This window comes from Desulfosediminicola sp., from assembly GCF_048381775.1.
Lineage (GTDB): Bacteria > Desulfobacterota > Desulfobulbia > Desulfobulbales > Desulfocapsaceae > Desulfopila > Desulfopila ganghwensis.
Genome location: NZ_JBLXGE010000006.1, coordinates 127,553 through 154,331, shown reverse-complemented (window position 1 = coordinate 154,331; position 26,779 = coordinate 127,553). Strand labels below are relative to the sequence as shown.

General features: G+C 47.0%; 23 protein-coding genes. 17 read left to right on the top strand and 6 right to left on the bottom strand.

Going from position 1 to position 26,779, the window contains the following annotated elements; genetic code table 11:
- The first annotated feature begins 8 nt into the window (after positions 1 to 8).
- The 4 genes from ACN5NT_RS11715 to selD all read left to right on the top strand — a co-directional run bounded on the left by ACN5NT_RS11715 (position 9) and on the right by selD (position 5,036).
- Positions 9 to 1,529 carry a complex I subunit 4 family protein gene (locus ACN5NT_RS11715; RefSeq protein ID WP_136797002.1) on the top strand — a complete coding sequence of 507 codons (1,521 nt, stop codon included), beginning with the start codon at positions 9 to 11 and terminating at the stop codon, positions 1,527 to 1,529.
- Positions 1,530 to 1,542: 13 nt separating this feature from the next.
- Positions 1,543 to 2,955: an NADH-quinone oxidoreductase subunit N gene (locus tag ACN5NT_RS11710; RefSeq protein WP_136797001.1), complete on the top strand. Its 1,413-nt coding sequence runs from the start codon at positions 1,543 to 1,545 to the stop codon at positions 2,953 to 2,955.
- A gap of 168 nt (positions 2,956 to 3,123) precedes the next feature.
- Entirely contained in the window at positions 3,124 to 3,564 is a 441-nt protein-coding gene (locus ACN5NT_RS11705; RefSeq protein WP_136797000.1) for a CBS domain-containing protein, read from the top strand.
- Positions 3,565 to 4,046: 482 nt separating this feature from the next.
- On the top strand, positions 4,047 to 5,036 hold the full coding sequence (selD, locus tag ACN5NT_RS11700) for a selenide, water dikinase SelD (RefSeq protein WP_419175641.1): 990 nt from the start codon (positions 4,047 to 4,049) through the stop codon (positions 5,034 to 5,036).
- Positions 5,037 to 5,189: 153 nt separating this feature from the next.
- Here selD and ACN5NT_RS11695 read toward each other — a convergent pair whose 3' ends face one another.
- Both ACN5NT_RS11695 and mrcB read right to left on the bottom strand, forming a co-directional pair.
- Positions 5,190 to 5,747 carry a hypothetical protein gene (locus ACN5NT_RS11695; protein WP_419175554.1) on the bottom strand — a complete coding sequence of 186 codons (558 nt, stop codon included), beginning with the start codon at positions 5,745 to 5,747 and terminating at the stop codon, positions 5,190 to 5,192.
- Between the two features lie 15 nt (positions 5,748 to 5,762).
- Positions 5,763 to 8,054: a penicillin-binding protein 1B gene (gene mrcB, locus ACN5NT_RS11690; protein ID WP_419175553.1), complete on the bottom strand. Its 2,292-nt coding sequence runs from the start codon at positions 8,052 to 8,054 to the stop codon at positions 5,763 to 5,765.
- 452 nt (positions 8,055 to 8,506) lie between these two features.
- On the opposite strand from mrcB, the gene pgl reads away from it, so the two are divergent.
- The 11 genes from pgl to ACN5NT_RS11635 all read left to right on the top strand — a co-directional run bounded on the left by pgl (position 8,507) and on the right by ACN5NT_RS11635 (position 19,572).
- Entirely contained in the window at positions 8,507 to 9,190 is a 684-nt protein-coding gene (gene pgl / locus ACN5NT_RS11685) for a 6-phosphogluconolactonase (protein WP_419175552.1), read from the top strand.
- Positions 9,187 to 10,650: a glucose-6-phosphate dehydrogenase gene (gene zwf, locus ACN5NT_RS11680; protein ID WP_419175551.1), complete on the top strand. Its 1,464-nt coding sequence runs from the start codon at positions 9,187 to 9,189 to the stop codon at positions 10,648 to 10,650. Before pgl ends, zwf begins: the two co-directional genes overlap by 4 nt.
- Positions 10,651 to 11,362: 712 nt before the next feature.
- Positions 11,363 to 12,559, top strand: a complete 1,197-nt coding sequence (gene nrfD / locus ACN5NT_RS11675; RefSeq protein ID WP_136796994.1) for an NrfD/PsrC family molybdoenzyme membrane anchor subunit — start codon at positions 11,363 to 11,365, stop codon at positions 12,557 to 12,559.
- 111 nt (positions 12,560 to 12,670) lie between these two features.
- Positions 12,671 to 13,426 (top strand): 4Fe-4S dicluster domain-containing protein, encoded by a 756-nt coding sequence (locus ACN5NT_RS11670; protein ID WP_136796993.1) that lies wholly within the window; start codon positions 12,671 to 12,673, stop codon positions 13,424 to 13,426.
- Positions 13,427 to 13,493: 67 nt separating this feature from the next.
- Positions 13,494 to 13,934: a cytochrome c3 family protein gene (locus tag ACN5NT_RS11665; protein ID WP_136796992.1), complete on the top strand. Its 441-nt coding sequence runs from the start codon at positions 13,494 to 13,496 to the stop codon at positions 13,932 to 13,934.
- 628 nt (positions 13,935 to 14,562) lie between these two features.
- Positions 14,563 to 14,790, top strand: a complete 228-nt coding sequence (locus ACN5NT_RS11660) for a hypothetical protein (protein ID WP_419175550.1) — start codon at positions 14,563 to 14,565, stop codon at positions 14,788 to 14,790.
- A gap of 157 nt (positions 14,791 to 14,947) precedes the next feature.
- On the top strand, positions 14,948 to 16,051 hold the full coding sequence (gene nrfD / locus ACN5NT_RS11655; protein WP_167495739.1) for an NrfD/PsrC family molybdoenzyme membrane anchor subunit: 1,104 nt from the start codon (positions 14,948 to 14,950) through the stop codon (positions 16,049 to 16,051).
- 12 nt (positions 16,052 to 16,063) lie between these two features.
- Positions 16,064 to 16,462 (top strand): MerR family transcriptional regulator, encoded by a 399-nt coding sequence (locus ACN5NT_RS11650; protein ID WP_136796989.1) that lies wholly within the window; start codon positions 16,064 to 16,066, stop codon positions 16,460 to 16,462.
- Between the two features lie 762 nt (positions 16,463 to 17,224).
- Complete coding sequence (locus ACN5NT_RS11645; protein WP_153305544.1) at positions 17,225 to 17,374, top strand: hypothetical protein; 150 nt, start codon at positions 17,225 to 17,227, stop codon at positions 17,372 to 17,374.
- Between the two features lie 75 nt (positions 17,375 to 17,449).
- Positions 17,450 to 18,643, top strand: coding sequence for an NrfD/PsrC family molybdoenzyme membrane anchor subunit (gene nrfD, locus ACN5NT_RS11640; protein ID WP_136796988.1), 1,194 nt, complete (start codon positions 17,450 to 17,452; stop codon positions 18,641 to 18,643).
- A gap of 455 nt (positions 18,644 to 19,098) precedes the next feature.
- Positions 19,099 to 19,572, top strand: a complete 474-nt coding sequence (locus ACN5NT_RS11635; protein WP_419175549.1) for a MerR family transcriptional regulator — start codon at positions 19,099 to 19,101, stop codon at positions 19,570 to 19,572.
- Positions 19,573 to 19,591: 19 nt separating this feature from the next.
- Here the strand turns inward: ACN5NT_RS11635 and ACN5NT_RS11630 are convergent, their stop codons facing one another.
- Positions 19,592 to 20,071: a GNAT family N-acetyltransferase gene (locus ACN5NT_RS11630; RefSeq protein ID WP_419175548.1), complete on the bottom strand. Its 480-nt coding sequence runs from the start codon at positions 20,069 to 20,071 to the stop codon at positions 19,592 to 19,594.
- Between the two features lie 30 nt (positions 20,072 to 20,101).
- Positions 20,102 to 20,293 carry a YwbE family protein gene (locus tag ACN5NT_RS11625; protein ID WP_176360079.1) on the bottom strand — a complete coding sequence of 64 codons (192 nt, stop codon included), beginning with the start codon at positions 20,291 to 20,293 and terminating at the stop codon, positions 20,102 to 20,104.
- A gap of 418 nt (positions 20,294 to 20,711) precedes the next feature.
- Between ACN5NT_RS11625 and ilvN the strand changes: the two genes are divergently transcribed.
- Positions 20,712 to 21,227 carry an acetolactate synthase small subunit gene (gene ilvN, locus ACN5NT_RS11620; protein ID WP_419175547.1) on the top strand — a complete coding sequence of 172 codons (516 nt, stop codon included), beginning with the start codon at positions 20,712 to 20,714 and terminating at the stop codon, positions 21,225 to 21,227.
- A gap of 93 nt (positions 21,228 to 21,320) precedes the next feature.
- Here the strand turns inward: ilvN and ACN5NT_RS11615 are convergent, their stop codons facing one another.
- Positions 21,321 to 23,705 (bottom strand): sigma 54-interacting transcriptional regulator, encoded by a 2,385-nt coding sequence (locus tag ACN5NT_RS11615; RefSeq protein WP_419175546.1) that lies wholly within the window; start codon positions 23,703 to 23,705, stop codon positions 21,321 to 21,323.
- Between the two features lie 556 nt (positions 23,706 to 24,261).
- Between ACN5NT_RS11615 and ACN5NT_RS11610 the strand changes: the two genes are divergently transcribed.
- Positions 24,262 to 25,707, top strand: a complete 1,446-nt coding sequence (locus ACN5NT_RS11610) for a NapC/NirT family cytochrome c (protein ID WP_419175545.1) — start codon at positions 24,262 to 24,264, stop codon at positions 25,705 to 25,707.
- A 146-nt stretch (positions 25,708 to 25,853) separates the two neighbouring features.
- Here the strand turns inward: ACN5NT_RS11610 and pstB are convergent, their stop codons facing one another.
- A complete protein-coding gene (gene pstB, locus ACN5NT_RS11605; protein WP_419175544.1) occupies positions 25,854 to 26,735 on the bottom strand; it encodes a phosphate ABC transporter ATP-binding protein PstB in 882 nt (293 codons plus the stop codon).
- Between the last annotated feature and the right edge of the window lie 44 nt (positions 26,736 to 26,779).

The following is a 26,779-nucleotide window of genomic DNA, read 5'->3' as shown; positions in this document are numbered from 1 at the left end:
GTGGAATAATGTATGAGAATATCCTGACAGTAATGATCTTTCTGCCTATCCTTGCCGGTTTTGGTGTGCTGGTGCTGCCCATGAAGAATGAGGCGGCACGGGCCGTCGGCCTGGTGGCGGCGATTCTGGTTGTTATTCTGGGATTGAGGATCTTTTTCAACTTTGCCGGTACCGGTGGCTTTGAGTTTACCGAGAGGGTGGAGTTGTTTGAATCGGTGGGAATCAGCTACAGCCTGGGTGTTGATGGCATCTCGTTTCTGGTGCTGATGGCTGGAGCGTGTTTATTTCCAATGGCATACCTGCTGCTTACGACTAAGAACAAGGGGTATTATGCCAATATGCTTATAGCTCAGGGTGCCATGATCGGAGCCATTGCTGCGACTGACATGATCCTGTTCTATGTGTTCTGGGAAGTGATGCTGCTGCCGATTTTCTTTATGATAGGACTTTATGGCGGCCCGAGCAGGCTGCATGCAACTCTGAAGATTACCCTTTACACCATTGCCGGTTCGCTCTTTATGCTGGCAGCGATCATTTATATCGGGGTCGTCTATCACTATCAGACCGGGAGCTGGAGTTTTAACATCACAGATCTGATGGCGCTCAATCTTGCAGGTGGCCCTGCTACAGCAGCGTTTATCTTCTTCATGTTCGCTTTTGCCATCAAGATACCGCTCTTTCCATTCCATACCTGGTTACCAGACGCGTACACCGAGGCTCCTACTGCTGCAACGTTCCTGTTGTCAGCAATTATGGCAAAAATTGGCGTCTACGCTGTAATTCGCTTTGTGCTGCCGATTTTTGCGGAAGAGTTCGCGCGCTTTGCCTTGCTGTTGGCCTATTCCGGCGTGATCGGCATGATGTACTGCGGTATCGCTGCAATTGCCCAGAAAGATTTCAAGCGTATGCTGGCTTTTTCTTCAGCTTCACATATGGGAATTATCGCACTCGGTATTTTCTGTATGAACCTGCAGGCCCTGACCGGAACCCTGTACCAGATTGTAGCCCATGCCACCAGCACAGGAGTGCTCTTTCTTCTACTTGGCATCATAGAAGAGCGGATGGATACAAGAACCATTGGCGATCTGGGCGGAATTGCCTACAAGGCTCCGATCTTTGCCACCTTTTTTGCAGTGGCTATGCTCGCATCTGTCGGTTTGCCGGGTACGAGTGGCTTTATCGGAGAATTTCTGATCATTCTGGGAGCGGTGAAGTTTAATATCACCATCGGCGTATTGGCGGGCACAACACTGATTATCGGTGTCTGCTATATGCTCTGGATGTTCCAGCGGGTCTTCTTTGAAAAGCTCACTGAGAAGACCGAAAAGTTTACCGATCTCTCCCCAATAGAGACACTGACCATTTTGCCGATAGTGGTGCTGATCATTGTTATGGGTATTTACCCGCAGCCTTTCCTCGATAAGGTGGCGCCGGCGGCAAAGCAGCAACTTGCCCAGGTGCTTACGGAGCAGCATCAGGTCGCGGATTCCGCTGATCCCCTGATGGAACAAATAGAGCAAAAGAATTGAGGCCAGACAGACTATGATGGATTTTATTGTACTATTTCCACTGATAGTAGTAGGTGCCGGAGCAATCATCCTGATGCTGATGGCATCAATGAAGAGCCTCGGTGAAGGTAACACGGCTTTAGCCGCCCTGGGCATATTTGCCTTGGCCTTTGCTGTTCAGCTCATGGTGAGTGCCACTGAAAGCGTTACGCCATATGGCGGGATTTTTAATGGGATGCTTGTGGCCAACGGTTTCACCAAAGTGGCCGGGCTCATAATAATTGCCAGTGGTTTTGTCAGTTGCCTGACTGCGCAATCCTATTTTACCCAGAATAAATTCTATTCAGCCGAATTTTACAGTCTCATTATGTTCGCTGCCTGTGGCATGCTGCTGCTGACAATGTCAGCCGAATTAATTACGCTGTTTATCTCGCTGGAGATTATGTCGCTGGCTATCTATGTGCTGGTAGGCTATGACCGGACCAATATAAAACGGTCGGAAGCTGTACTGAAATATCTGATGCTTGGTGCCTTTGCCGGTGCTTTTTTCACTATGGGCACAGCCTTTGTTTATGCTGCGGTCAATTCCACACGGTTCGTTGATATAGCCGGTCATCTGAGTACCACCAGTTTTCTGGAGAGTCCGGCCATGGCGGCCGGTGCTTTCCTGGTAATTGTTGCTTTTCTCTTTAAAGTAGCCGCATTTCCATTTCATGCCTGGGTTGTGGATGTGTATGATGGTGCACCGCTGCCGGTGACAGGTTTTATGGCGACTGCGGTGAAAACCGCTGTCTTTGCTGTATTTGCAAATTTCCTTATCATTGATGATGGCTTAAAGGGTGTCTGGGTCGAGTATCTCTTCTATATCGCGGTACTGACCATGTTTGCCGGCAACTTAATCGCCATCGGGCAGAATAGCCTTAAACGCATGCTGGCTGCATCGGGCATCGTTCACACCGGTTATCTGCTTGTTGCACTGGTTGCGGTTGGCACAGAAAACTTCACCGGTGGGGTCATCCTCTACTATCTCGCTGCGTATGCAGTTGCCACTCTGGGTGTTTTTGCTGCTCTTTCCTATCTCGGCGGAGAAAATGAGCGCCGTGATACTTTCGAGCATTTCAAAGGCCTTGCCAAGGTTCGGCCATATTCGGCGGCGGCGATAACCATCTTCATGCTGTCAATGGCAGGTATTCCACCCACGGCCGGGTTCATGGGTAAATTCTACATAATTGCTGACGCGATCCGGGCCGGTTACATGCTACTGGCAGTGCTGGCAATAGTCTCCAGTGTACTTTCCATGTGGTACTATCTGCGCCTGGTAGTGATGATGTACTTCAAGGAACCGGAGGAAGAATTTGAAACTACGGGAATGTCTCTGGCGCCGATTGGCACCGCACTTTTGGCGGTATGTGTTTTTGCCATTGGCTTTTACCCGGTTCTGCTTTAAGGGTCTGGCAGGCTTCCGAAGGTCTGCGCTCTGAGTGTGGGGTTCACCCCACCGCAAGTCGTGTGTAGTATATAGGTTTCTTGAAAGAGAGAATAGCAAAGAACGAAGTTTGTAGGCACTGGAGACTATACCGTTAGGGACTTCTCACAATTCCAGGGAGTGATAGCCATGAAAGTTCGTGATATATTGCAGCAGAAAGGATCTCGAGTCATCTCAATCCATGAAGACGCACTGCTCACCGACGTGATGTCGCTCTTTTTTGCCAATAAAGTGGGCTCATTGCTTGTAGTTGACAAGAATGACGTAATCAAAGGTATAGTTGCCCCAAATGATATTTTACGAGCTGTACACAACAGGCTTGATCTTGTGCCGAAGATGACAGTGCGAGAGGTTATGGTCACCGACCTGATCGTGGCAACCCCTGATGATGATATAGCATATCTTCAGAATATCATGACTGAAAACAGGGTCCGTCACATCCCCGTTCTTGATCTGGGAAAGTTAATGGGGCTTGTTTCTATCGGCGATGTGGTCAAAGCCCAGATGACTGAAAAGACAGTGGAAAACAGATATCTTAAAGACTATATTGAAGGCAAGTATCCAGCATAAACCGCAGTTGTTTCATGGTTCACTCATTTCTCCTTGAGTTTTACCATAGTTCCCTGTCGCACTCTTTCCTCCTTTGCTGTGTGGCAGGGAACTTTTTTGTCTTTCAGCCTGAATTTGTCACGGGCAGTATGTCGAAATAAACATGAAAGACGTGATTGCAGGAATTACCTCAATTCGGCCTGCCAATATGTTCGCGAAGGACTTCCCCGGAACGACCTCATCTCCAATCCTTTCAACTACCCTATGAGCCGATATGTAGTGCCACGGCTTGAACCTTGGAATAATTTGTCTGTAATTAATTGGGATTGGATTCATTTTCTTATAGGTATCCACTTACATTTTGGGACATACGTGGTTATGCTATCGATCGGAAAATAATGTATTTGATATCGGATAATTTGTATTAGAAGGTGATTTACGTGAATATATTCAGGAAAAAAACTTTAACACGGCTTGCTCGAACGTGCGGTTGAGCGGCAAAAATTGGTCCGGCGGACTTGTCGGACGCACTCAAAGGATTCAATTCACCGATTGATCCAGACCTGCTTGTTGGCTTTGAGACTTCAGACGATGCCGCGGTATATAGGATTTCTGATGATGTTGCGATGATCAATACTGTGGATTTTATTACTCCACCGGTTGATGATCCATATTGGTTTGGCCAGATCTCAGCGGCGAATTCCATTTCAGACGTTTACTCCATGGGAGGAAAGCCGCTTACAGCGCTCAATGTTGTTATGTTTCCAACAAAACATCTCGACATGGGGGTGTTGAGGGAAATTCTGAAAGGTGGCCATGACAAGGTAATGGAGGCCGGTGCCTGTCTTGTCGGAGGACATTCGGTGGATGATAACGAGCCAAAGTATGGGCTTTGTGTGAATGGGTCGGTACATCCTGACCGTATCATCACCAATGCCGGTGCACAACCGGGAGACGCTCTCATTCTCACCAAGCCTCTCGGCTCAGGTGTACTCTTTAACGCGGTACGGGCCGGTAAATTTGATTTTAATGATCTTGCCCGTGAGACTCTTCCCCTGATTGCCGCATTAAATGACAAAGCAATGGACCTGGCGTTGCAGTATGACGTTCATGCAGCCACAGATGTTACCGGGTTTGGTATCCTTGGGCATTCGCTGGAGATGGCATTAGCCAGCAATACGCATATTACTCTCGATTATTCCAGGCTACCCTTTTATGAGGGTGCACCGGAGATGTACAAAAAGGGTGAAACCACCGGCAGTAATGGTGCCAACAGGGCCATGGTGGCGCGATACAATCTCATGGTCGGAAAGAAATTGAGCAAAGCTGAGGAAGAGTTGATGTATGACCCGCAAACTTCCGGCGGCTTATTGATAGCTGTGCCGAGCGATCAGGCTGACCAACTCGTGAAAGATATGCGCGGGGCAGGGATCAGTACAGCAGTGCGGGTGGCTGAGGTTACAGATGAGAATACAGGGCTGACGGTCAGGTAAGATTGTGACCAGGCGCTGGTTAACCCACCAATACATCTAATCAAAAGGTTGCTCACCCCAATCTTTCTGCTTATCAGGAAAACAAAAGCCCTATGTCAACGAAGACACAGGGCTTTTGTGTGTATAAGCTCAAACAAACCGGCATAATTGGAATTACTGAACCAGTTTTCGTCGCGAATTCTCTATCAGTGAATCATTGATTTCAATCAGGTTCAGGTCCTGACCGGCAAAACTTTTCGATTTAAGACAAAGGTTTATGGCCTGGGAGTAGTCCTGCTGGCGGTATTTTATCTGGGCCATAGTGTACCAGTAGTAGCCGTTTCTCGGCTCGATTCTCAAGGCACGTTCCATTGTCATCTCGGCTTGCTTGTATTCCGATTTTTTTAATGATTCGCGTGCAGTCTGGTAAAGAGCGGCTGCAGCTCCGGTCTCTGAGGGTGGGGCCTCAAGGGTAGGTTCCGGGGCAATGGGCGCCACTGTTATGGGTTGCTCCATTGGGAGATCTTCCGGTAATTGGGTAGGCTCACCGGGGAACTCGGTAGGATAACCGGGATAGGTCGGGCTTGTCGGGTATTGCGGCTGTTCAGGCGTGCCGGGGTAGGGCGGAACGACCCTTTTACCGGAACATCCGTGGAGCAATAACGCAGTCAGAACGATCAGGGCGATCTGGCAGATGTGTGTGCGACGGGCTTTGCAGGTATCTTTTTTCATTGTCTCGAATGTGATTTATTTGATCATATTTCCCATCTGGTCAAAAAACCGGCGTGCGCCATTTTCAAATTTCTTAAGTTGGCGACCTGGTGTTTGCCAGAAAGATTGAGGTTCAGTTCCTTTGATGAATGGGATCATGGTGCCGTCATCTTGGGAATATGTGGGTTCAAGGGTATCGTCGTCAATACGTTTCCATACAATATCGGCGGGTTGAACTGGTTTGTTCACGTTTGGATCAAGCTGGGTAAATAAATCAACCCATACCCGTAAGGCTCCGGAAGAACCGGTTAGTTTGACAGAAGAGTTATCATCATTGCCAAGCCAGACCACACCAATATGGTTATCTGAAAAACCTGCAAACCAGCTGTCACGTAAATCGTTGGTGGTGCCGGTTTTGCCGGCAAAACGATATTTCCGGGCAGGTCCGTATCCGGCACCGGTGCCTTCAGTCATCACCAACTCCATGGCATGGGTGATCAGAAAGATCTGCTCTGGCGAAAACCTCTGCTCAACCTCAAGGCCATATCGGGTCAACAGCTCATTGTTTGAATCCATGACACTTTCAATAGCCCTGAGCGGCTGATAAAACCCTCCTGAACCAATTGTCTGGTAGATCTGGCTCATTTCAAACGGTGTCATGTTAATGGCACCCAGAAGTAAAGATGGGTACTCATTGACGGGGCTATCATAGCCAAGCTCGTGAAGTGTCTCAATGACACTCGGTAAGCCAATATTCAGGCCAAGGTTGACTGTTGCAAGATTATAAGATTTTGCGAGAGCCTTGTACAGAGGCACCACTCCATACTCACGACGGCTGAAGTTTCTCGGCTTCCAGGTTTTTCCATCAATTTCAATCTCCACAGTCCGGTCCACGACGGGAGAAGCGAGGGTATATCCGGCATCAATGGCAGAAAGGTATATGGCTGGCTTGAGTACCGAGCCGACTAAACGTTTAGCTCGGAGGGCTCTATTGAAACCTGTATCAATCGGCTGGATGCTGCCTGCCAGAGCAAGAACCTCCCCGCTGTCACGACCCGTAACTATTGCAGCACCCTGTAATGAGTCATTGCCACTGCTTTTACTCAGAGATTCATAAGATTTCTGTAACTGTTCCTCAACTGTCCACTGGGTCTGTGGGTTGAGGGTGGTGAGGATTTTCAGCCCATTACTCTTGAGGTCATTCTCGTCATAATCATCTTTTAGCTGTTGCTGAACAAGATCGAGAAAGGCCGGAAAACGGTTCAGGCCGCTTTCTCTGGTGGCTATATCGGCGATGGGAGCGTCCAGAGCCTCTTCGTACTCCTGTGTACTGATAAGGTTGTCAGCATGCATGACCGATAAAACGGTGTTCCTGCGATTTGTGCACCGTTTTGGGTTTCTTCTCGGATCATAGTAGGAAGGCCCTTTTATCATGCCTATCAGGGTGGCAATCTGGGCAACTGAGAGATTGTCAAGATCACGCTGGAAATAGAAATGGCTGGCGAGGCCAAAGCCATGGATAGCTCGTGAGCCGTCCTGGCCAAGAAAAACCTCGTTCAGGTAGGCGGTGAGAATCTCTTCTTTTGAATAATTATAGTCGAGCAAAAGCGCCATCACCGCTTCCTGAATTTTCCGCTCAAGGGTTCGCTCGTGGTTGAGGAAGAAATTCTTGACCAGCTGTTGGGTCAGGGTGGAGCCACCTTGAACGGTTCTGCCCGCCTTGATATTGGCGACCAGCGCCCGGGCGATACCAATTGGATCGACACCTTGGTGTTTGAAGTAACTTTTGTCTTCAACAGCAATGAGGCCCAGTTTAAGTATTTCCGGTACGTCTTCAGGGGTGAGAATTAACCTGTCTTCATGCACCAGAGGGTGAAAGCTGCCAATCTGTGCGGGATCAATCCGGATGAATGGTAAATTTTCAGTATGGTCGGCAGTGGTGAGTGTACTGACACGGTTAGCCTTGATGCTGGCTTTGATCCGGGTTGATGGCTCTGGGCCTGTTGGGTAAACGAAATCCCTGGTGATTATATCAAAGCTGTTGTTATCCCTGAAATAACCACCAGCACTCTGCACGGGGTTTTCATTTCGATATCCGGCAAGCAGTAATTCTCTCTCCAGTACATCGGCAGTTAATTGCAGGCCTGTATATAATTCTAGCGGCCGGGCATAGACCACAGCTGGCACCGCCCAGCGGTTACCTTCGAATTTGTCTCGAATTATCCGATTCTGGTCCTTGAGGTAATCTATGGAAAAAATAGCGCCAATTACCATACAGGCAAGCAGCGCAGACAGAGGCAGCAGGACAAAAAAAGATTTTCTTCTCATGGAGTTGTGATGTGGGCGTACTGTTAATTCGTAGTTACTTTATCATTGAAACGTGCTTCACATTAACCACCCATACTAACCCAGAATAGTCTTTAGATGCCTTAAAAAAATGTGTTTGATGTTTGCGTGTGACAAGTTAAAAGCATGCAATGACGGGTTAATGTCTGCTGATTTTTCAGTTATGTATATGATACTGTTCTGTAATCTATTTTTTTGGTGTTCGTCTGATTCTATAAAAAAAGAATTGTTGAGGTAAAGGATTTACGGCAAGGGACTTCAGGTAGAATATGATGATTGACGCCATCGGGAGTGCTGATTTTTAATTATCCCCAATTTCACTCCAGCTTAGGTGTTCAATGGCTGCGGCGAATTGTGTTTTACAGGTTTTGGCTCAAGGTTCGTGAGAAATACTGGTTGACTTGAGAAAATGAGCTAACTTCGGAGGTAAGGCAATGTTTTTAAGAGGAACACGACACGAGATGATAGTCAGGGCCACGCGGTTGCTCAGAGATACTATCCATGAGTTGTCGTTGAAACAGGAACGCGTCGTCCTGGCGGTTCCCGGTGGCAGAAATGTGGCAGAGATATTTTTGCAATTACGGGAGTCGGATGTTCCCTGGGACAAATTGGACATTTTTATGTTGGATGAAAGGCTTGTCCCTATTGATCACAGCGAAAGCAATTTCAGACAAGCCAGTGAGATTTTAGATGCGGTCCTTGAAAAAGAACGGTTACATCCGTTTGTTTTGGAATCAGACAACCCGGTAACCGCTCTTGAAGAGTACAATCGCCAGTTAAAAGATTGCGGTGGTACAATCGATATCGTTTTGGCAAGCAGCGGTGAGGATGGGCACATAGCCTCACTTTTTCCATCCCATCCATCGGTTCTTGATCAGGGAGAATTGTTTGTTGCTGTGCACAATTCTCCAAAACCACCGTCTGAGAGAATTTCGGCCTCAGCCCGATGTATTGCAAGGGCACAGGTAGGTGTCTTACTGTTTTTAGGTGAGGAGAAACGTGATGCGCTGAAAAGTTATTTTGATCAGTATAAAGACTATCAGGATTGTCCTGCAAAGATAATCAGTACCTTACCGACACACTATGTTTTGACTGACCAGGAGACTGAAGAGATATGAAGAAAGAGTCGATTATGATCCTTATTTTCGGGGCGACCGGTGATTTAACCAGAAGAAAACTTATCCCCTCGCTTTACCATCTTGTGCGTAAGGATCTCCTCACCAACTGTACACCGATAATCTGTGTCGGCCGAAAAGACCTGAGCCGGCATGAGTTTATAGATCGCCTGAATATTGAAAAATTTATTGAAGCAGCCGATCCGGAGGTGTTGGAACGTCTGCTGGCACGAATCGAATATATGAGATTCAACGTTACGAGCGACACCCCTGAAGATTTTACCGCCTCCATAGCAAACATTCAGGAGCGTTATAGCTGCGCGGACAATAAGCTGATTTATCTGGCCCTGCCAACGAGCGCTTTTCAACGCACAGCAGAACTCATCTCGTCTCTAGGCAAGGGACAGGGCTGGCGCAGGATGGTTTTTGAAAAGCCGTTTGGCGAAGATCTGAAAAGCGCGAAGGAGTTGAATGAAAACATTCGCGCGGTCCTTGATGAAAGTGAAATATACCGGGTTGACCATTATCTCGGTAAGCAGCTGGTGCAGAATATTTTGACTCTCAGGTTTGGCAATGAGATTTTTTCAGGTGCCTGGCAGAAACGTGCAATTGATCATGTACAGATAACGGTTTCAGAGACATTGGGGGTGGAAAAGCGTGCAGGCTATTACGATAAGAGCGGTGCCGTACGTGATATGGTGCAAAATCACCTGTTGCAGTTACTCTCTTTTCTGGCCATGGAACCACCCAAAGACGATACTCCCGATGCTTTACGAGATGAAGCGGTGCGTGTGCTGCAGAGGTTGCAGCCATTGAACAGTGACGACGTTGTCCTTGGTCAGTATGGAGAAGGTACGCTGAACGGAGAGAAGGTTGCCGCTTATCAAAGTGAAGATGGTGTGGCTGACGACTCTGTCACAGAAACGTTTGCGGCAATCCGTGTCTATATTGAGAATGATCGTTGGCAGGGAGTGCCTTTTTATCTGAGAACAGGTAAGCGTATGGCAAAGCGGTACGCCGAGATTCGCATAGTATTTCAGCAGAGACGGAGATATTTGATAGGCAGCAATGGTGACCCTAATATGATTATTATTCGTATCCAGCCGGATACTGGAATTGCGTTGGCGTTTAATGTGCAGACTCCGCACGATGATTACAAGACAGAATCGGTAATGATGGATTTTTGTCACCATTGCCATTTTGGTCCCAATACGCCGGAAGCCTACGAATCGATACTCAGGAATGTGCTGGAAGGGGATCATAGTCTTTTCCCCCGTCGTGACTGGATCGAGGCCAGTTGGGAATATATAGACCGACTTTACGAGGTAGCTCAAAAGCCGAAAATGTATGCTGCCGGCTGCGATGGTCCGGCTGAGGCGATGAAGTTGCTCAAGAGTGATGGCCGTGAGTGGCTGACCGATGAAAACATTGCTACAGCCCCTGCCATTAAAGATTTCAGATGAACGAAACTCCCGTTCAATAGCTTGGTGCCTGTCACATAATAGCACCGGGTCCTACGTCGTAGTAACCCGGTGTTTGTCGTCGTTTTGCAAACATTATATATCAAAAATACGTGTTGTTAGAGCTGTCTCCCTCTACTATTGTGTTCTTTTGGTATGCGAATAATGTCTCTTTTAATTTGACCAATAATACAGCAAATTTGTTATTCCGTCTAAGTGTCTGAAATGTGATGGTAATAATTTTAGCAGGCAATGGTTATTGGTTAATGCACAAAATAAAGCTTGACGCTCCGGCTGAAAAATGGAAAAAATCTGCTTGATACTTGAGAATTAAAGAGTATTCTAAAATACTACAATGTATACATCACTAGTAATTATGACTGTTTGTAATGAAATAGATGTGAAGAAAATGCATGATTTTCACTTAACGACATTGTAACTTAGGGGCAATTTATCTATGGCTCCAATGGGCTGGTTGTGCCCAACATGTAGATTCCATTTGTACGATATCATAAGAATTTAATGAGAATTTCTGACTTTGAAAAGCTGAGAGTAGTCTCACATGAGAGAAATCGGACTTCAAGTATGGTTGGTGGCTGTATTGTCAGAGAGTAGGAAGGCAGTGATTCCTGGTGGGGGAAATCTGTTTTTCTGATAGTGCAGCTCTTTATTAAGGTGATTGTCGAGTCAGTTTTGGATCAAGGAGTAGAAAACGATGAATAATTTGCTGGCAGGGGTTCTTCCTCAGGAAGGTGGCTTGCAGGTACCGGTTTCAGGGAAATTCAACCTGGCACTAGGATTGATGGGTGTACTGACTCTGGTGGGGGTTGCGGCAGGGGTTCACTCGATTTGGGTTGGACATGAGCATACTTTCGGTGTCAGCCGGGAGGTGCCGTGGGGTATCCTGATTGCTGCGTATGTGTTTTTTGTCGTGACATCAACTGGTTTATGTATCGTATCTTCCGTTGGCCATGTTTTTGGCTTTGAAAATTTCAACCCCATCGCCAAACGGGCAGTATTTATGTCGATTGCCACAATTGTGGCTGGATTTCTGGTGATTGCCTTTGAGATAGAGAACTCGTGGCGTATGCCTGTGGGCAATGTCATCGGTGCAAACCTCACCTCCAATATCTGGTGGATGGGTACCCTCTATGGTGCCTATCTGTTCTTTATGATAATTGAGTTTGTCATGTTGCAGAAGAACAATCATAAGGTTGCCACAGCATTCGGTTTGGCCGGCCTGCTTACAGGTGTTGTCGCCCACTCGAATCTGGGTGCGGTATTCGGACTGCTCAATGGACGCGAATTCTGGCATGGACCATACATGCCGATTTACTTTATCACCAGTGCAGCGATGTCTGGCTGTGTTGCGATTATTTTCTTTACCTACCTCGCGTACCGTTTCAATGGCTGGGAAATGAGCGAATCTCTCAAGAAATCAATGGAGAGTGTAGCTAAACTCGGTGCTCTGATGATGTCGATAATCGTCTTTTTTACCAGCTGGAAGCTGATAGCCGGAATTACAGGCCATCCTCCTGGAAAATTTGCGGCAATGGAAGCTCTCATCAGTGGTGATTTTGCCCTCAACTTCTGGATTGGTGAAGTGGCGCTTGGTATGATCATCCCGTTCTGCATTATCATGGCGGTAAAAGGCAAAAATATGAATGCCCTGTTTGTCGCCTCTCTTGCCGGCATGATCGGCATCTTCTTCATGCGCTATGACCTGGTTATAGTCGGTCAGGTTGTGAATCATTTTCACGGCATGGGCCTTGTCGACTATCCGGAGCTGGCAACCTATGCTCCAAGCCTGCATGAGAATCTGGTGGTACTTGGCGGTATAGGCTTCTGCGGGCTGCTTTTTCTCATCGGCGAAAAAATGTTCAGGGGACATCTCTCTGAAGGAAGTCACTGAACTACTGCATAAAAGGAATGAGTAGCCGGATTTCCATTGTATAAGAGTGGCCGGCTTCTAATGGGATTATCAGCTTAAGCTGGTGCTGATTGCATATAACGGAGCATGGGAATGAAAATTGACGAATTGGAAAAACTCGAGAGCGAGGACTTATCTACCATAACCTCTCAGGAACGGCGTAAGTTTTTAAGGCTGGGGCTTACAATTACAGGTGTATATCTGGGCGGGACTGTATTGTCGCTTACTTCGGCAACAAGTGCCAGGGCGGATTCCAGTGTCGTTGCCGAGCCGGGAGAATATCCTTATAACCCGCACTATTCCATGGTGATTCGGGAAAGGTTTTGTATCGATTGTGAGCAGTGTAAACAAGCATGTCAGGAGACCAACGACGTACCTGCATACGGATATCGCACAAATATCCTTGAGCGCAGACGTAATCTGACTGATGGGGACTACGAGACCACGTTTATGCCGGTACTGTGTAATCACTGCAACCGTCCGCCTTGTGTGCGGGTCTGCCCGACCACAGCGACCTGGAAGGACGAAAAAACGGGAATTGTTGTTATGAATCCTGCTCGTTGCATCGGATGTAAAACCTGTATGACCGCTTGCCCATACAATGCACGCTATTTCAAGGAAGAGACTCGGTCGGTAGATAAGTGTAATTTCTGTTTTGACACCAGACTGTCGAAAGGAATGAAGGATACAGCCTGTGTTGAAGCTTGTCCGGCAGATGTCCGGGTATTCGGTAATCTGGCAGATCAGGAAAGCAGAGTATATCAGCTGGTGCATAAGCCGGAGACCATGGTTTGGGTACTGCGACCTGAGACAGGCGCCCTTCCAAACGTATATTACACCAACGCCTGAAAAGGACATTGCCCATGATGAGTATCTCAACATGGGAAGTAAACACGAGTTTTTTTAGGAGAACGATATGAAACATATTCTGCTTTTTATTGTCCTGGGCGGGTTCCTGCTGACCGGTGCACTGTTAAATGCCACGGATGTCCAGCAGCCTGCCGGAGCCGGGATCGCTCTTGAGGATTACGATGAGGATGAGTACGGCCCATATGAGCACATTATCTGGGAAAAGCCAGTAAAGGGTGTATCTTTCGATCACAAAGTTCACACCATGGAAGGCGGGCTGGATTGTGATTCTTGCCATGACGATCTGTTTGAGATGGAGGCCGGGGCAGCCCAGGAGGCTGAAGACTTCTCCATGGCTTCCCTCGAAGAGGGGAGTTACTGCGGTGCATGTCATGACGGCAGTACTGCATTTGCCTCAAACACGCGTTGTACCACCTGCCACATAGGTGTTCGTGGGCAGGCAAGAGTTGTTGGTGGTGATTCAGGGCAGGCAAAAGCGAATCACTGATCAGTTTCAACACCCCGCAGTTTTTAAACGGCTCGCTCCCCAAAAGGGGCGGGCTGTTTGCATTTTGTACTATCCGCACGACCTATCGCACATTTTTAGAAGTATTTTCTCCCCATAAAGACGCATTTTACGCCCACTCCTCAAGGGGCCACTTCAAGTATACGTTAATACTGAATCAGTTTGCAGTTTCAGTATTTCATCTCCCTCTATCATAGATCAAATTTCCCTGATTGCAGTGCGGTCAGGATACTTTGTGATGTTTTTATAGGTAAAACAGTGAGTTGTTCTGTTCTCTGTAAAACGCAAAATGCGTCCGGTTCCAAATATAATATGGGCGCATAATGCTGCCAAAGGGGAGGGCATTCGTGTTGATATCACTTCGTCCCATGTTGTTTATCTGGTCGAAAACCCAATATTTTCAGGGTATTTGAGTTTGGTCGTCATTATTTACCCATGGTTATTCGTAGTTGGCATGCCCATTGCTACCTTCATTATGACAATCATCAGTGTAGCCACCACTACACCAGCATCACCAATGCAGTAAACGTGCAGTAGAGAGGATGGACCGGTGCTTCGGCACCGGTGCCATTCCCAGCAGGACCAAAGAGGTCAGCCGAGGAGGTTAGCTATGGCACTGGCTATTGAGAGTAGAGAGTTACTGGTTCCGCAGAGAGAGCGTTTTATACAGAAGGTATACAGAATCCTTCCTCTGCTTTCGGAACTGTTTTGGGGAGTGATATGCCTCATGCTCTTTATGATACTTGGACCATTTTCAGCACCGGTGGCTCTTATTGCTGTGTTCAGTCTGCGGGGTGAGGAGCGCGGTACCAAGGAGCCGGAATTAAAAGGAACCTGAAAAGTGAGGTCATTGTTCTGGCACGAAAGAAGAGATGGGAAGTGTATTTCTATTTTAGAGGAATTTTTTGGAGGCAGACACGATGGGTGGAAATGGAACAATATCTGAAGTGCAAACGATTGAATTTGCGGGACCTCGGATAAATGGGTGGCTCTTATTGTTTCTATTTTTAATAATAGCCGGTATCGCCGGAGGGATTTACGCGCAGTTGATCGGTCATCATCACGCGTTTGCAAATACCCGTGGAATGCCATGGGGCATGCTGATTGGAGTATATGCATATTTTGCTATTATCTCGACGGGGTTATGCCTGATGGCAGCGATTAGCCATGTTTTTCATGTGCAGAGACTTTTGCCTCTTGCCAACAGAATGGTGTGGCTTTCAATAGTAGTTTTGCTCGGGGCTTTTACAGTGATCGGCCTTGAGATTGAAAATCCATGGAGAATGCCGCTTAATATGGTGTTACATCCAAACATCACATCAAACATCTGGTGGATGGGTACCCTTTATGGCCTGGCGGTCTGTTTTTTGATCGTTGAATTTTATCTTATCGTAACCGGCAGATTGAAGCTGGCGGTTATTCTGGGATTGATTGGTGCCGTGGCAGAAATGCTCGCAAACAGCAACCTGGGGTCAGTTTTTGCTTCTCTTGCCGCCAGACCATTCTGGTACGGATCACAGCTTCCGATATTTTTCCTGGCCAGCGCGCTACTTTCCGGTGCTGCGGCAGTGATACTCTTTACCCATTTTGCCCATGTTCTGGGGAGAAAAGCCGTATCAGCCGATACCTTTCATGGCTTGCAGGTTGCTGGCAAAATCATGATGGTGATGCTCTTTATGATATCTCTTGCTACAGCCTGGAAGTTTGCCAATGCCTACTGTGGCACTGAAGAATTGCGGGTGTCTGCAGATGCCCTCGTGACAGGGCCGCTGGCAACGACTTTCTGGTTGTTTGAGGTGGCAATCGGTCTGCTGCTTCCGTTTATTCTGCTTGCGGTGTCCAAAATGAAATCACTTCAGGCGATGGTGCTCGCATCACTCATGGTACTGGTGGGACAGTTCTTCTCCCGCTACAACCTGGTGGTGGCAGGAGTAATCGTACCGCTCTATGCGGGGTACAGTGATTTGCCGCAATATCAGAGCTACGCACCAACGGTATCCGAATACCTGCTGGTGATTGGAGGAATAGGCGTAATTGGTGTGGGATTTTTACTTGGGGAAAAGTTTTTCGGTTCGAAATTTCAAGCTGACCATGACTAAGAGGTGGTAGCCATGTTACCGGATGACAAAGCCGTTTTTACTATAGGCATGGTGGCGGAGATGCTGCATGTGCATCCGAGAACCATCAGGAGTTATGAGGGAAAAGGTTTGGTGTCACCGATCCGAAAAGGGGCGTGGCGGTACTACACAATGCGTGATGTGCAGTGGATCGAGTGTTTGCGCGAGATGATTCACACTCATGGTTTGAGTATAAATGCAGTGAAAAAGTTACTCAAGTACACACCATGTTGGAATATTATCGATTGTCCTTTTGACAAAAGGCAGCGATGTTCGGCGTTTTTCTCAAACAGTCTGGTGCCCAAGAAGATAACCAGAATCAGGACAGACCTGGGCCAGGAGGATGTTGTAGCCGAAAAGAAAGCGGGGTATGACAGGAAAGTTGTGCAGTGAGATAGAGATCTCTCATTCTGTTATAAATCAGGTAATACCCGGTTATCTGATCCATACCTGTAACCATTTGGTTCTGCAATGTTTCAGGTGAAGTTCAGAAGTATACTAACCGGGCTCGCAATAGTACGATCAATGCGAGCCCGGCTTCGTTGTTCTTATACCTTCCATTCCAATACAGCTTCGCGTAACCATTTGAATTCCTTTCAGTACTTACTTGTGTGTGGGGAATGATCGCTTGGGGGGCGAACTGGCTTCACATTTGTAAAATCTCACCTCACCAGTCCTACAACTTAAAACCTAAAGAACCCAAATCTGTTTCATGACAGGCCGGGGAAGTTCCGTTGCGAACGGAACTTCCCTTTTTAGTTTTATGAATGCGGCAATGGGTGGTATCAGCAAATAAAGGTTGGAGCGATATCTTGAGGTGAGAAAGAGTAGCCGGAAAGACCTCTCTTAAACCAGGGTGGAAATATCGATTCATATGGGCGCATAATGCTTCCATATTCCATGGAGTTGAATAGAGCTAAGCAGAAAGATCGGAAAAATGCGTCTTGTGAGAATGTTGATTAATTTAACTAAATAAATGTGAAAACAGGTTGTTGAGAACCTAGAGTCAAGGTGGACAGAAGTTTAGCGTAAATGATTATGTTCTATTTATTTGACAATCACCATTGTTAAGTATAGCATAATTCCTAACAGGAATGGTCGTGTTGGAGCAGTTGGTTCCTGACGATGTGAAGTGGCTATGATATGGAGGAAAATATGGAAGCAATACTGTTTTTATTGTTCTGGATGGGAGGCGCAACTATTCACACTGTACTTGAGCTGCATCTCAGTGCACGGAGATCTTCCGGGATGAAAGCACTGCCGCTCATCCGCAATCTTCGCGTGAAAGATAAGAGACAGAGATAATTCACTTTTACTGAATGGGAAGATAAAAAGTAAAGATCACAGCGTAACTATGAACAAATAGAGAGGATGGTGGATATGATTAAGACATTTGCTGGGGTACTGCCTCAGGAGGGAGGGCTGGAAGTTCATCAAGTAAGTCGTTTAAATGTCATAATTGCTTTTATGGCATTACTGAGCCTTACCGGAGTGGCGGCCGGTGTTCACTCGCTCTATGTTGGGCATGAGCACACTTTTGGTGTCTCAAGGGAAGTCCCCTGGGGGCTGTTGATTGCAGCCTATGTTTTCTTTGTAGTTACTTCAACAGGTTTATGTATTGTTTCATCCATTGGCCACGTCTTTGGTTTTAAGAATTTCAATCCCATCGCCAAGCGTGCTGTGTTTCTGTCGATTGCCACTATTGTTGCCGGATTTATGGTTATTGCCTTTGAAATAGAAAACAGTTGGCGAATGCCTGTGGGCAATATTATCGGTGCCAATTTCACCTCGAATATCTGGTGGATGGGGACACTCTATGGTGCCTATCTGTTCTTTATGGTGGTGGAATTTGTGATGCTGCAACGTGAGAACCACAAAGCAGCCATGTCGTTCGGCCTGGCGGGACTGATCACGGGAATAGTGGCGCACTCGAATCTTGGTGCTGTGTTTGGACTCTTGAATGGCCGTGAATTCTGGCATGGTCCATATATGCCGATATATTTCATAATTTCTGCAGCCATGTCCGGTGCTGTGGCCATTATCTTTTTTACCATTCTTGCATATTGGGTAAATGGCTGGAAGATGAGCGACGAACTGAAGAGATCCATGGAAAATGTCGCTAAGTTTGGCGCACTGATGATGGCTGTTATTATCTTTTTTACCTGTTGGAAAATGATTTCTGGTATCACTGGACATCCTCCTGGAAAATTTGCGGCAATGGAAAGTCTTCTCGCCGGTGAATATGCAGTTAATTTCTGGCTGGGGGAACTTGCGCTGGGGATGCTTATCCCATTTCTGCTCATTATGATTTCAAGAGGAAAAAACCTGAAAGTTTTGTTTGCAGCATCCCTGGCAGGGATGATAGGCATTTTCATCATGCGTTACGATCTGGTCATCGTTGGCCAGCTGGTTGGGCATTATCATGGCCTGGGGCTGGTAAACTATCAGGAGATGGCACACTATTTCCCGAGTCTGCATGAAATCATGGTGGTTATTGGTGGAGTGGGATTTTGTGGTTTTCTCTTTTTTTCCGGCGAGCGTTTGTTTCGTGGCCACCTCACTTCCGGGCATTAACGGGCATTCCTCATAATGGGGGATGAAGGATATGTGTGCAACGTTCATAAGATTCAAGTTGAACTGTCATATTTACGGAGGCAAGAGTTGTTAGGACGTGAAAAGAGGTTGTAAGGAGTTGTGCCTCCTGCTTAAACTACACGACAGTCCAGATGGCGATGGCTTCCAGGTTGATTGAAGTAGCTTGTAGTAGTCGATGCATACAGTAAAAAAACTTACAAGATGATATTCCATGGACTATGTTATTGGAGTAATTTTTGGGCAGGGTATACCTTGTGGGGCTTGATCCCAGGGCATACCTGTTGGGCATTGTGAAATTCCCGATCCCAGCTAAAGAAATGAATCGGAATTATGAATTAAAACTTTGTAAGGTCTGTTCAATTCTTGTGCGAAGTCAGGGGTGACGGGTATATGATTCACAGGGGCGAGAATTTTAAATTCTACCTGATGGTACTATGGTTGCCGAAAAGAAACGAAACCGGGCTGTAAAGAACGAACCGGAGCCAATAAGAAACGATGAGCCGATCTACCCGATAGGGGTGGCCTCGAAGCTGCTCGGGGTTCATCCACGGACTTTGAGAATTTATGAGGATGAAGGGCTCATTCAGCCCCATCGACAGGGTCAGCGGCGGATCTTCTCGGCCAACGACCTGCAATGGATTACCTGCCTGCGTTCTGCTATTCACGATCAGGGAATATCCATCCCCGGCATGAAGAAATTGTTAAGGTTTGCGACATGTTACGAGATCGTGGAGTGCGCTGATCATATTGCCTGTAATTGCGATGCTGTGGTAGACCGCGTTATTCCCCGCAAGTTGCGACTTGTGGGGAATCGTCTGACTGAGACGGAGATAGGTGCCAAAGAGCGGGAAGAGCGTGATAAATTGCGGAAGGAAAAGGGAAGCCGCAAGAGCAGTAAGATGGAATAAGAAGTATGCCGGGCAGACCTCAGCTGTTCAGAAATTCCGGCTCGTAGCCGATGGTGAACTCTTCGGTCACTTTTTCACCTTTGGCCATAAAGTGGTCTTTTTTCCTGGCGAACGGACAGACAGGCTGATCTACCGGTGCAAAACCGAAACGCTGGTAATACGCAGGATCACCAAGCACATAAATTGTCGTGTCTCGCAACTCTTTCTGGCGTAAGGCAAAACGGATCAGTTCTGATCCAACTCCCTGATTCTGATATTGCGGATTAACCGCTACCGGCGCCAGGTGAAATCCGCAAGGGGTATCACCATTATAAGCCGTAGAGAAAGCTATATAGGCGATGAACATATTTTTATGGATACAGACCCATTCATACGTTTTACGGCCATTTTTCCGTAGGTTATGAACGAGACGATCTTCGTATCTGCTGTTTGGAAAGGCCTGGCTGAGCAGGGCGCTTACTTTGTCACTGTTTTCAGCAGTGAGTGGTCGAATTTTCATAGTATTTGTATTGAGATTATTTCAAGCTTGTCAGCAGATTTCCTTTACCCGGCCTACTAGGCCACTGGTCAGTCGCACTTTGATACCGTGCGGGTGAGTGGCGGATCTGGTGAGTATATCCTTGACGATACCCTCAGTTAATTTTCCAGATCGCTGATCCTGTTTCAGGACAATTTTCACACACTGCCCCTGTACTATTTCTGAGCGGGCTATCCCTGCCATCAAGACACCTTTAAAAGATTTACTTTTTTGATATATCGGTTGCGTTGCCAGCAACAATCTAAAGAGAATACGTTTGCCTGGCAAGTATTGCTTTGTAAAAAGATCAGAATGGATGACGAGTCAGCACGAAAAGATACCTCGACCATATGTTACGTCTCTGGTAGATTTTTGGCTGAAAAAAGAGTGGAATGCTTAACGTTATTTTCATTCGCAGACGAGGGTTGTAGCCAAATGCTTCGTTGCGTGCAGAATTTTGTCTTCCGGCAAGGCAAGGCCTGAGGTCTCCTGTATCACTGATGTAGCGCTGTCTATTCCTTCAGGCTTGCCTTGCGGGAAACCGGAAACCAGAATCCTGAAATTCTGTCACACCATATGGAACATAACAAAATACGAGCCATACATTATCGGGGAGATAGTCATGGAGGAACGCGCATATACAATCAGCATGCTGGTAACAAACAGACCGGGTGTAACTTCTAGAGTTACCGGCCTTTTTTCCGGTAGAGGTTATAATATGGAGTCAATCTGCGGTGCTCCAACCCACGACCCTGATGTATCTCGAATTACCATCAAAACAAAGGCAACTCCGGAAAAATTTGAAGAGATTCGTAAACAGATTAACCGTCTCATAGATGTAATCAAGTTGCGTGATATGACTGTTGAGGAAAAAACCGTCCAGCGTGAGATGGCTCTGATAAGTATGGAGATTGTCTCCCGGACCCAGACTGAGCTGACGGAAATGGTGGCGAGCTGCGGGGCTAAAATTATTAACGAAAGTGCAGATTCTTACATTATAGAAGTGACTGGAACTGAGGAAGAGGTAAATGGGCTGATCGATCGATTGGCTCCATTCGGGATTAAAAAACTGACCCGCTCAGGCGTGCTTGCCCTTTACCGTGAACTGGATGACTCGCATCGCCGGGTCGAAAGTTAGTTGCATCACCACCTTTGCAAAAAGCGATCTTCACTGGCAGCTTGATCGATTGGAGTAAGAGAGTTTTATCATAAATTGTATGAGAAATTCCCACTAGACTGAATCAACTCCATAACTCTTCAACTTCCTGCGAAGAGTGTCCTTGGAAATTCCAAGTTCCCTGCAGGTTTGCATGCGCTTGCCTTTATTCTGTTCAAGGGTGAGCAGTATTGCCTGCTTTTCCATTTCGGCCAAGGTCCTGCCCCGGTTGAAATGGGCAAGGCTGCCTGGTTTGAGATCATTGTTCCCTATGACCCCATCGGGTAGATGAGCCTCCTGGATATAGCCTCCGGGACAGAGAATGAAGCCGTACTCTATGATGTTTTCAAGCTCTCGTATATTCCCCGGGTAATCATAGTGCATGAGGATACTCATGACCTCGTCGCTGACTCCGGCAATATCTTTTTGTTTTTCTGCCCGGAATTTGTCTACGAAGTGGTCGATTAGCAGCGGAATATCTTCTATCCGCTGGCGAAGTGGCGGTAAGAGAATATTGACCACGTTGAGTCGGTAAAAGAGGTCATCACGAAACTGGCCGTCAATCACCATCTTATTGAGTTCCCTGTTGGTGGCGGCAAGTATGCGGACATCTGCAGCGACCGGTGTGTCGCTACCAAGAGGTTCATACACCTTATGCTGAAGCACTCTGAGCAGTTTAACCTGAACTGATTGTGGGATATCACCAATTTCGTCGAGGAATAATGTGCCACCTTCGGCTGCGGCAAAGCGACCTTTGCGGTCTTTTCGGGCATCTGTAAAAGCACCGGCTTTATAGCCGAAGAGTTCCGATTCAAGCAACGTCTCCGGCAGCGCACCGCAATTGACGACCACGAAGGGCTTATTGTTTCGGGAAGAGGCGTTGAAAATCGCCCTGGCAATGAGTTCCTTGCCTGTGCCACTCTCGCCCAGGATCAGCACATTCGATTCGCTTCGGGAAATTTCAGGTAATATTTGAAAGAGCCTCTGCATCGATGGGCTTTTGCTGATAATGGCATCGAAGGTATAGTTTTTCATCAATTGTTGCCTGAGACTCATTTCCACACTCAGATCGCGGAACGTCTCTACACCACCAACGACATTACCCTCGTAGTCTATGAGGGGCGAGGCACTGATACTCACCGACACACACTTTTCTTTAATGTTCTGGATGGTAATTGATCGGCTTGCGACTTGTTTACCAGTATAGAGGCTTTCGGCAATGGCACAATTCTTGCCGCAGATTGATGAGTGGAAGACATCGCTGCAGAACTGGCCTATCGCCTCATCCCTGCTCCAGCCGGTGATGATTTCGGCAGCGTGATTAAATGAGGTGATACGCCAGCTGCGGTCTACGGTGAACACTCCGTCGGCAATGGAGTCGAGAATAAGTGCAGTCTGCAGCTTATTGGTGTTGTCACGGAAGGTTTCCACACCGCCAATGACTTTATTTTTGGGGTCGAGAAATGGTGCAGCAGATATACTGACCGGTATTGAATACCCGTTTTTACCAATGATAAACTGTTGTTCGTCTATATAGGTGCGTTTTTCCTGCATGGCTTGAAAAAGAATGCACTTGGTGCTGTCGTCGTCATCTTTTACTGGCAAGAGGATTTTTGCACATCGTTTTCCGAGCACTTCTTCTTCGGAATATCCCGTAATTGTTTCAGCGGCCTTGTTAAATGAAGTGATCTGCCCGAATTCGTCAACGGTGAAGACCCCATCGGCCACAGCATTGAAAATAATATCACTTTGTAATGAAGGCGTGAGGTCCAGAAAGGTCTCTACCCCACCGATAATGTGGTTATTCAAATCGACAAGTGGCGCCGACCGGATTTGCACCGGAATGAGATCACCGGATTTGGTGGTAATATAGACTCCTTCCTGGGAAATATGGGAACATGCCTGTATTGATTTTGCCAGGGCACAGTTCTGCTTGCAGATCGAGGTGTGAAAAATAGATTTACACGGTCGACCCAGCACTTCTTTTTCGTTCCAGCCGGTTATGCGCTCGGCTGCTGCGTTAAAAGAAGTGATTTTGAAATCATGATCAACAGTGAAAACACCCTCTGCAATGGAATTCAGGGCGAGCCTGCTGGCGGCTAGGGGGGTACTGACGTCGGAGAAGGTAATGAGCGCACCAAGCACCTCTCCCTCTTCGCCGGGTATGGTAATTACCTGGAGGTTGATGATTGCCTGGTTGCCGGCGGTGGTGGCGGTAAAATTCAGATGCAATGAGTTACGGACACCAGGATCACCAAGAGGGCCGAGGTGGTCGCAAATATTGTGAAACCTGTCATCAAAGCAGAATACGTCGCGCAGATCCTTGCCTAGCAGGTACCGTTCCGGAATCGAGAGAATTCGCTCAGTGGCTTGATTACAGGACGTAATCAGCCAGTTATGATTGACTGTTATAAATCCGTTGTCAAAGGGGGTGTCATAACTCTCAAATAGATCGCTCATCAGGCGTGTCCTTATGGTGACTCAGTCAACTTTACACCCTGCAAAGTACTACCTCATTCAATTTGTGGTGATAAGGTACTCCATCGAAGTTATTGAATATTAGCATAGAGCGGAAATGGTTACACTGAATTTCAGCATTTTCTTTAGAATCGAATTAAGGCTGTTGCCGGGTGGTAAATAGAGTTCTTACGGCAGGCTCAGGTTGCGTACACCATGTGCCGCTTTGGCAAGGGTATTGTATTGAGCTATCATTTTCATCCCGGTGGCTTCAGAGATGACAGACAGGAGCAGTGAATTTGTACGCTATTTCCTTGACAATACAGGGGGGCAAAAAGTGTATAATGGGAAAAAGAGATCATAACCATTCAAGTAGCATCCAGGCATTTGCTGTAATCAAACGTATTCTCAAGTGACATTGAAAACTCTATCTTCTGCGGTTTGTGTTCATTTCAGAGTGTGAAATACATTCAACGTGCGCCGGGTAATTTCAGGAACCGGCTTCGATACTGGTTGTAATTTCGATATCTTGAAATAATTATTGAGAGGGAGTAACCAGATGGCTGAGAACGTACCGGATAACGAAGTAATTAAGGAACATCGCAAAAAATTTGAGGAACTGACCTGGCAGGAACAGTTTGGGGTTTCCTGGAAAACTCCATTGGGTCTGTTTGGTGTGGGCCTTACTACTGTGAGTTTTACGTTGCTCATCCTTGGGTTGTTTGGACACGTGGCTGGGCTGATTGAGAATCAATATGCTTCGATAATTACCTTCATGGTATTTCCGGCAGGGGTGTTGCTCGGGCTGATTCTTATTCCGGTTGCCTATTACATGCGGAGAAAGAGATGGTTTCGAGGTAGTCTGGCAAGTGATAAACTCATTCTCGACTTTGGTAACAAATATCATCGCCGGGCGGTTTCCCTCTTTATAGTTTTAACCGTAGTCAACGTGGCTGTTTTTGGAGTATTTGCCTATGAAGCCTATCACTTTACCGACTCAAATTACTTCTGCGGAACGGTTTGTCATACGGTAATGGACAACTCCTATACGGTGTACCAGCGTTCCGGGCATGCCAGGGTGAAATGCGTAGAGTGTCACATCGGTTCAGGTGCGAATTGGTATGTTAAGGCTAAATTATCAGGTTTGAGACAGGTATGGGCTGTTATGACCAACAGTTACCATGTGCCCATAGCAACACCCATCCAGGATCTTCGTCCTGCCAGGGACATTTGCGAAGAATGCCACTGGCCAGAAAAATTTTATGGTCAGAAAGTGAAAAAGTTTATCGAGTACAGCAATACTGACCAGTTGAACCCGGATATTACCGAACTTGCCCTCAATATCGGGGGACCTAATCCATTTACTGATGAGTTTGAAGGTATTCACTGGCATGTGAGTAATAATGTCCAGATTGAGTATCACTCCCTTAACAGGGAAAGAACGCTGATCGGTAAAATACGGGTAACTGATGCTGATGGAGAGGAGCGGGTCTATGATTATGACGGAAGTGATGGCGAAGAGGAAGAGGGGGCGCATTGGAGGGTGATGGATTGTCTGGATTGCCACAATCTTACCTCACATCTCTATGGGGATCTGGAGGTAACAGTTGATAACGGCATATACGCCAAAAAGCTGGATGGGGAGATTCCAGGCATCAGGGAAGATTCAATGACGGTTCTGACTAAGAGCTATGAGGATCGTGCCAAGGCCCAGGACGGCATCAAAAGGCACCTTTTTGAACTTCAGGCCAAGCGTAACGGAGCAGAGTTTATTTCTGAAAATGGCACTCAACTCAGTGCGGCAGCTGATTATCTGCTGGCCTCATACATGGGCAACGTCTGGCCCAAAATGAAAGTGACCTGGGGCACATATAAGGCACACAACGGTCATCAATATGAGGATGATGGGTATGGCTGTTTCAGATGTCATAATGATAGCCATGAAACAGAAGATGGTGATTATATTGAACAGGATTGTGAACTGTGCCACGATTATCCTGATTGATCCTGATAAAAGTGAAAGGCAGTATTTGAACTGGATAAGACTGTAATAACTAAGCCCCTCAAAGAGCTGAAACACTCTTTGAGGGGCTTTTCGTTTCTTGAATTTCGAAAGGCCCTAGGCCCAGGGAAAACCAGACCAGGATGATATCAACCGAAACGGCCGGTAATGTAATCTTCGGTGAGCCGATGGCGGGGATTGGTAAATATTCTCTCTGTAGGGCCAACTTCTACCAGATCACCGAGATGAAAATAGGCGGTGCGTTGTGAAACGCGAGAGGCCTGTTGCATAGCGTGGGTGACGATTACAATGGAGAACTGCTCCCGCAGCTCCGCGATCAACTCTTCAACTTTTGCTGTGGCAATCGGGTCGAGTGCAGAACATGGCTCATCCATCAGGATGACCTCAGGACTTACGGCGATCGCCCGGGCGATGCAGAGACGTTGCTGCTGGCCACCGGAAAGACCGGTTCCGGGTTCATGGAGTCTGTCTTTGACCTCGTTCCACAAACCAGCCTTGGTTAATGATGTTTCAACAATATCGGCCAGTTCATTTTTGTCTGTTGCAAGGCCATGGATCTTAGGGCCATAGGCTACGTTGTCAAAGATTGATTTTGGGAATGGGTTTGGTTTCTGGAAAACCATACCAACCCGGGCCCTGAGTGGCACCACATCGACGCCGGGATCGTATATATCAATATCGTCAAGGCGAATATCGCCTTCAACCCGACATAAGGAAACGGTATCGTTCATACGATTGAGACAGCGAAGGAAGGTGGATTTACCGCAGCCGGAAGGGCCGATCATGGCAAGTACTTCGTTGCGTCCGACATCGATACTCACCTTGTTGATGGCACACTTTTCCCCATAATATACGTCTACATCTCTACAGGTCATCCGGGGATTTTCAACAAAGGGTTCGCCGATTGTCGAATTGGATGAAGACGTATCTACAGCCGCCTCATCAACGACTACCTTTTCATTTACGAGCGTGGGAAAAGCTGGGTTGTGCATGTCTGCTGTGAGTTCCATATCTGGTCAAGAATAAGATCATAAAGGTTAAAACATAAAGGCGG

Coding starts and splice junctions, on each gene's coding strand:
- ACN5NT_RS11625 (WP_176360079.1), bottom strand. CDS start 20,293: ATGGCAGGGATAGCCCGCTCAGAAATAGTACAGGGGCAGTGTGTGAAA.
- nrfD (WP_136796994.1), top strand. CDS start 11,363: ATGAATAATTTGCTGGCAGGGGTTCTTCCTCAGGAAGGTGGCTTGCAG.
- ACN5NT_RS11705 (WP_136797000.1), top strand. CDS start 3,124: ATGAAAGTTCGTGATATATTGCAGCAGAAAGGATCTCGAGTCATCTCA.
- mrcB (WP_419175553.1), bottom strand. CDS start 8,054: ATGAGAAGAAAATCTTTTTTTGTCCTGCTGCCTCTGTCTGCGCTGCTT.
- ACN5NT_RS11630 (WP_419175548.1), bottom strand. CDS start 20,071: ATGAAAATTCGACCACTCACTGCTGAAAACAGTGACAAAGTAAGCGCC.
- ACN5NT_RS11710 (WP_136797001.1), top strand. CDS start 1,543: ATGATGGATTTTATTGTACTATTTCCACTGATAGTAGTAGGTGCCGGA.
- pgl (WP_419175552.1), top strand. CDS start 8,507: ATGTTTTTAAGAGGAACACGACACGAGATGATAGTCAGGGCCACGCGG.
- ACN5NT_RS11615 (WP_419175546.1), bottom strand. CDS start 23,705: ATGAGCGATCTATTTGAGAGTTATGACACCCCCTTTGACAACGGATTT.
- pstB (WP_419175544.1), bottom strand. CDS start 26,735: ATGGAACTCACAGCAGACATGCACAACCCAGCTTTTCCCACGCTCGTA.
- nrfD (WP_136796988.1), top strand. CDS start 17,450: ATGATTAAGACATTTGCTGGGGTACTGCCTCAGGAGGGAGGGCTGGAA.
- ACN5NT_RS11715 (WP_136797002.1), top strand. CDS start 9: ATGTATGAGAATATCCTGACAGTAATGATCTTTCTGCCTATCCTTGCC.
- ACN5NT_RS11610 (WP_419175545.1), top strand. CDS start 24,262: ATGGCTGAGAACGTACCGGATAACGAAGTAATTAAGGAACATCGCAAA.
- ACN5NT_RS11660 (WP_419175550.1), top strand. CDS start 14,563: ATGGCACTGGCTATTGAGAGTAGAGAGTTACTGGTTCCGCAGAGAGAG.
- ACN5NT_RS11695 (WP_419175554.1), bottom strand. CDS start 5,747: ATGAAAAAAGATACCTGCAAAGCCCGTCGCACACACATCTGCCAGATC.
- ACN5NT_RS11665 (WP_136796992.1), top strand. CDS start 13,494: ATGAAACATATTCTGCTTTTTATTGTCCTGGGCGGGTTCCTGCTGACC.
- ACN5NT_RS11635 (WP_419175549.1), top strand. CDS start 19,099: ATGGTTGCCGAAAAGAAACGAAACCGGGCTGTAAAGAACGAACCGGAG.
- ACN5NT_RS11670 (WP_136796993.1), top strand. CDS start 12,671: ATGAAAATTGACGAATTGGAAAAACTCGAGAGCGAGGACTTATCTACC.
- ACN5NT_RS11645 (WP_153305544.1), top strand. CDS start 17,225: ATGGAAGCAATACTGTTTTTATTGTTCTGGATGGGAGGCGCAACTATT.
- zwf (WP_419175551.1), top strand. CDS start 9,187: ATGAAGAAAGAGTCGATTATGATCCTTATTTTCGGGGCGACCGGTGAT.
- ilvN (WP_419175547.1), top strand. CDS start 20,712: ATGGAGGAACGCGCATATACAATCAGCATGCTGGTAACAAACAGACCG.
- ACN5NT_RS11650 (WP_136796989.1), top strand. CDS start 16,064: ATGTTACCGGATGACAAAGCCGTTTTTACTATAGGCATGGTGGCGGAG.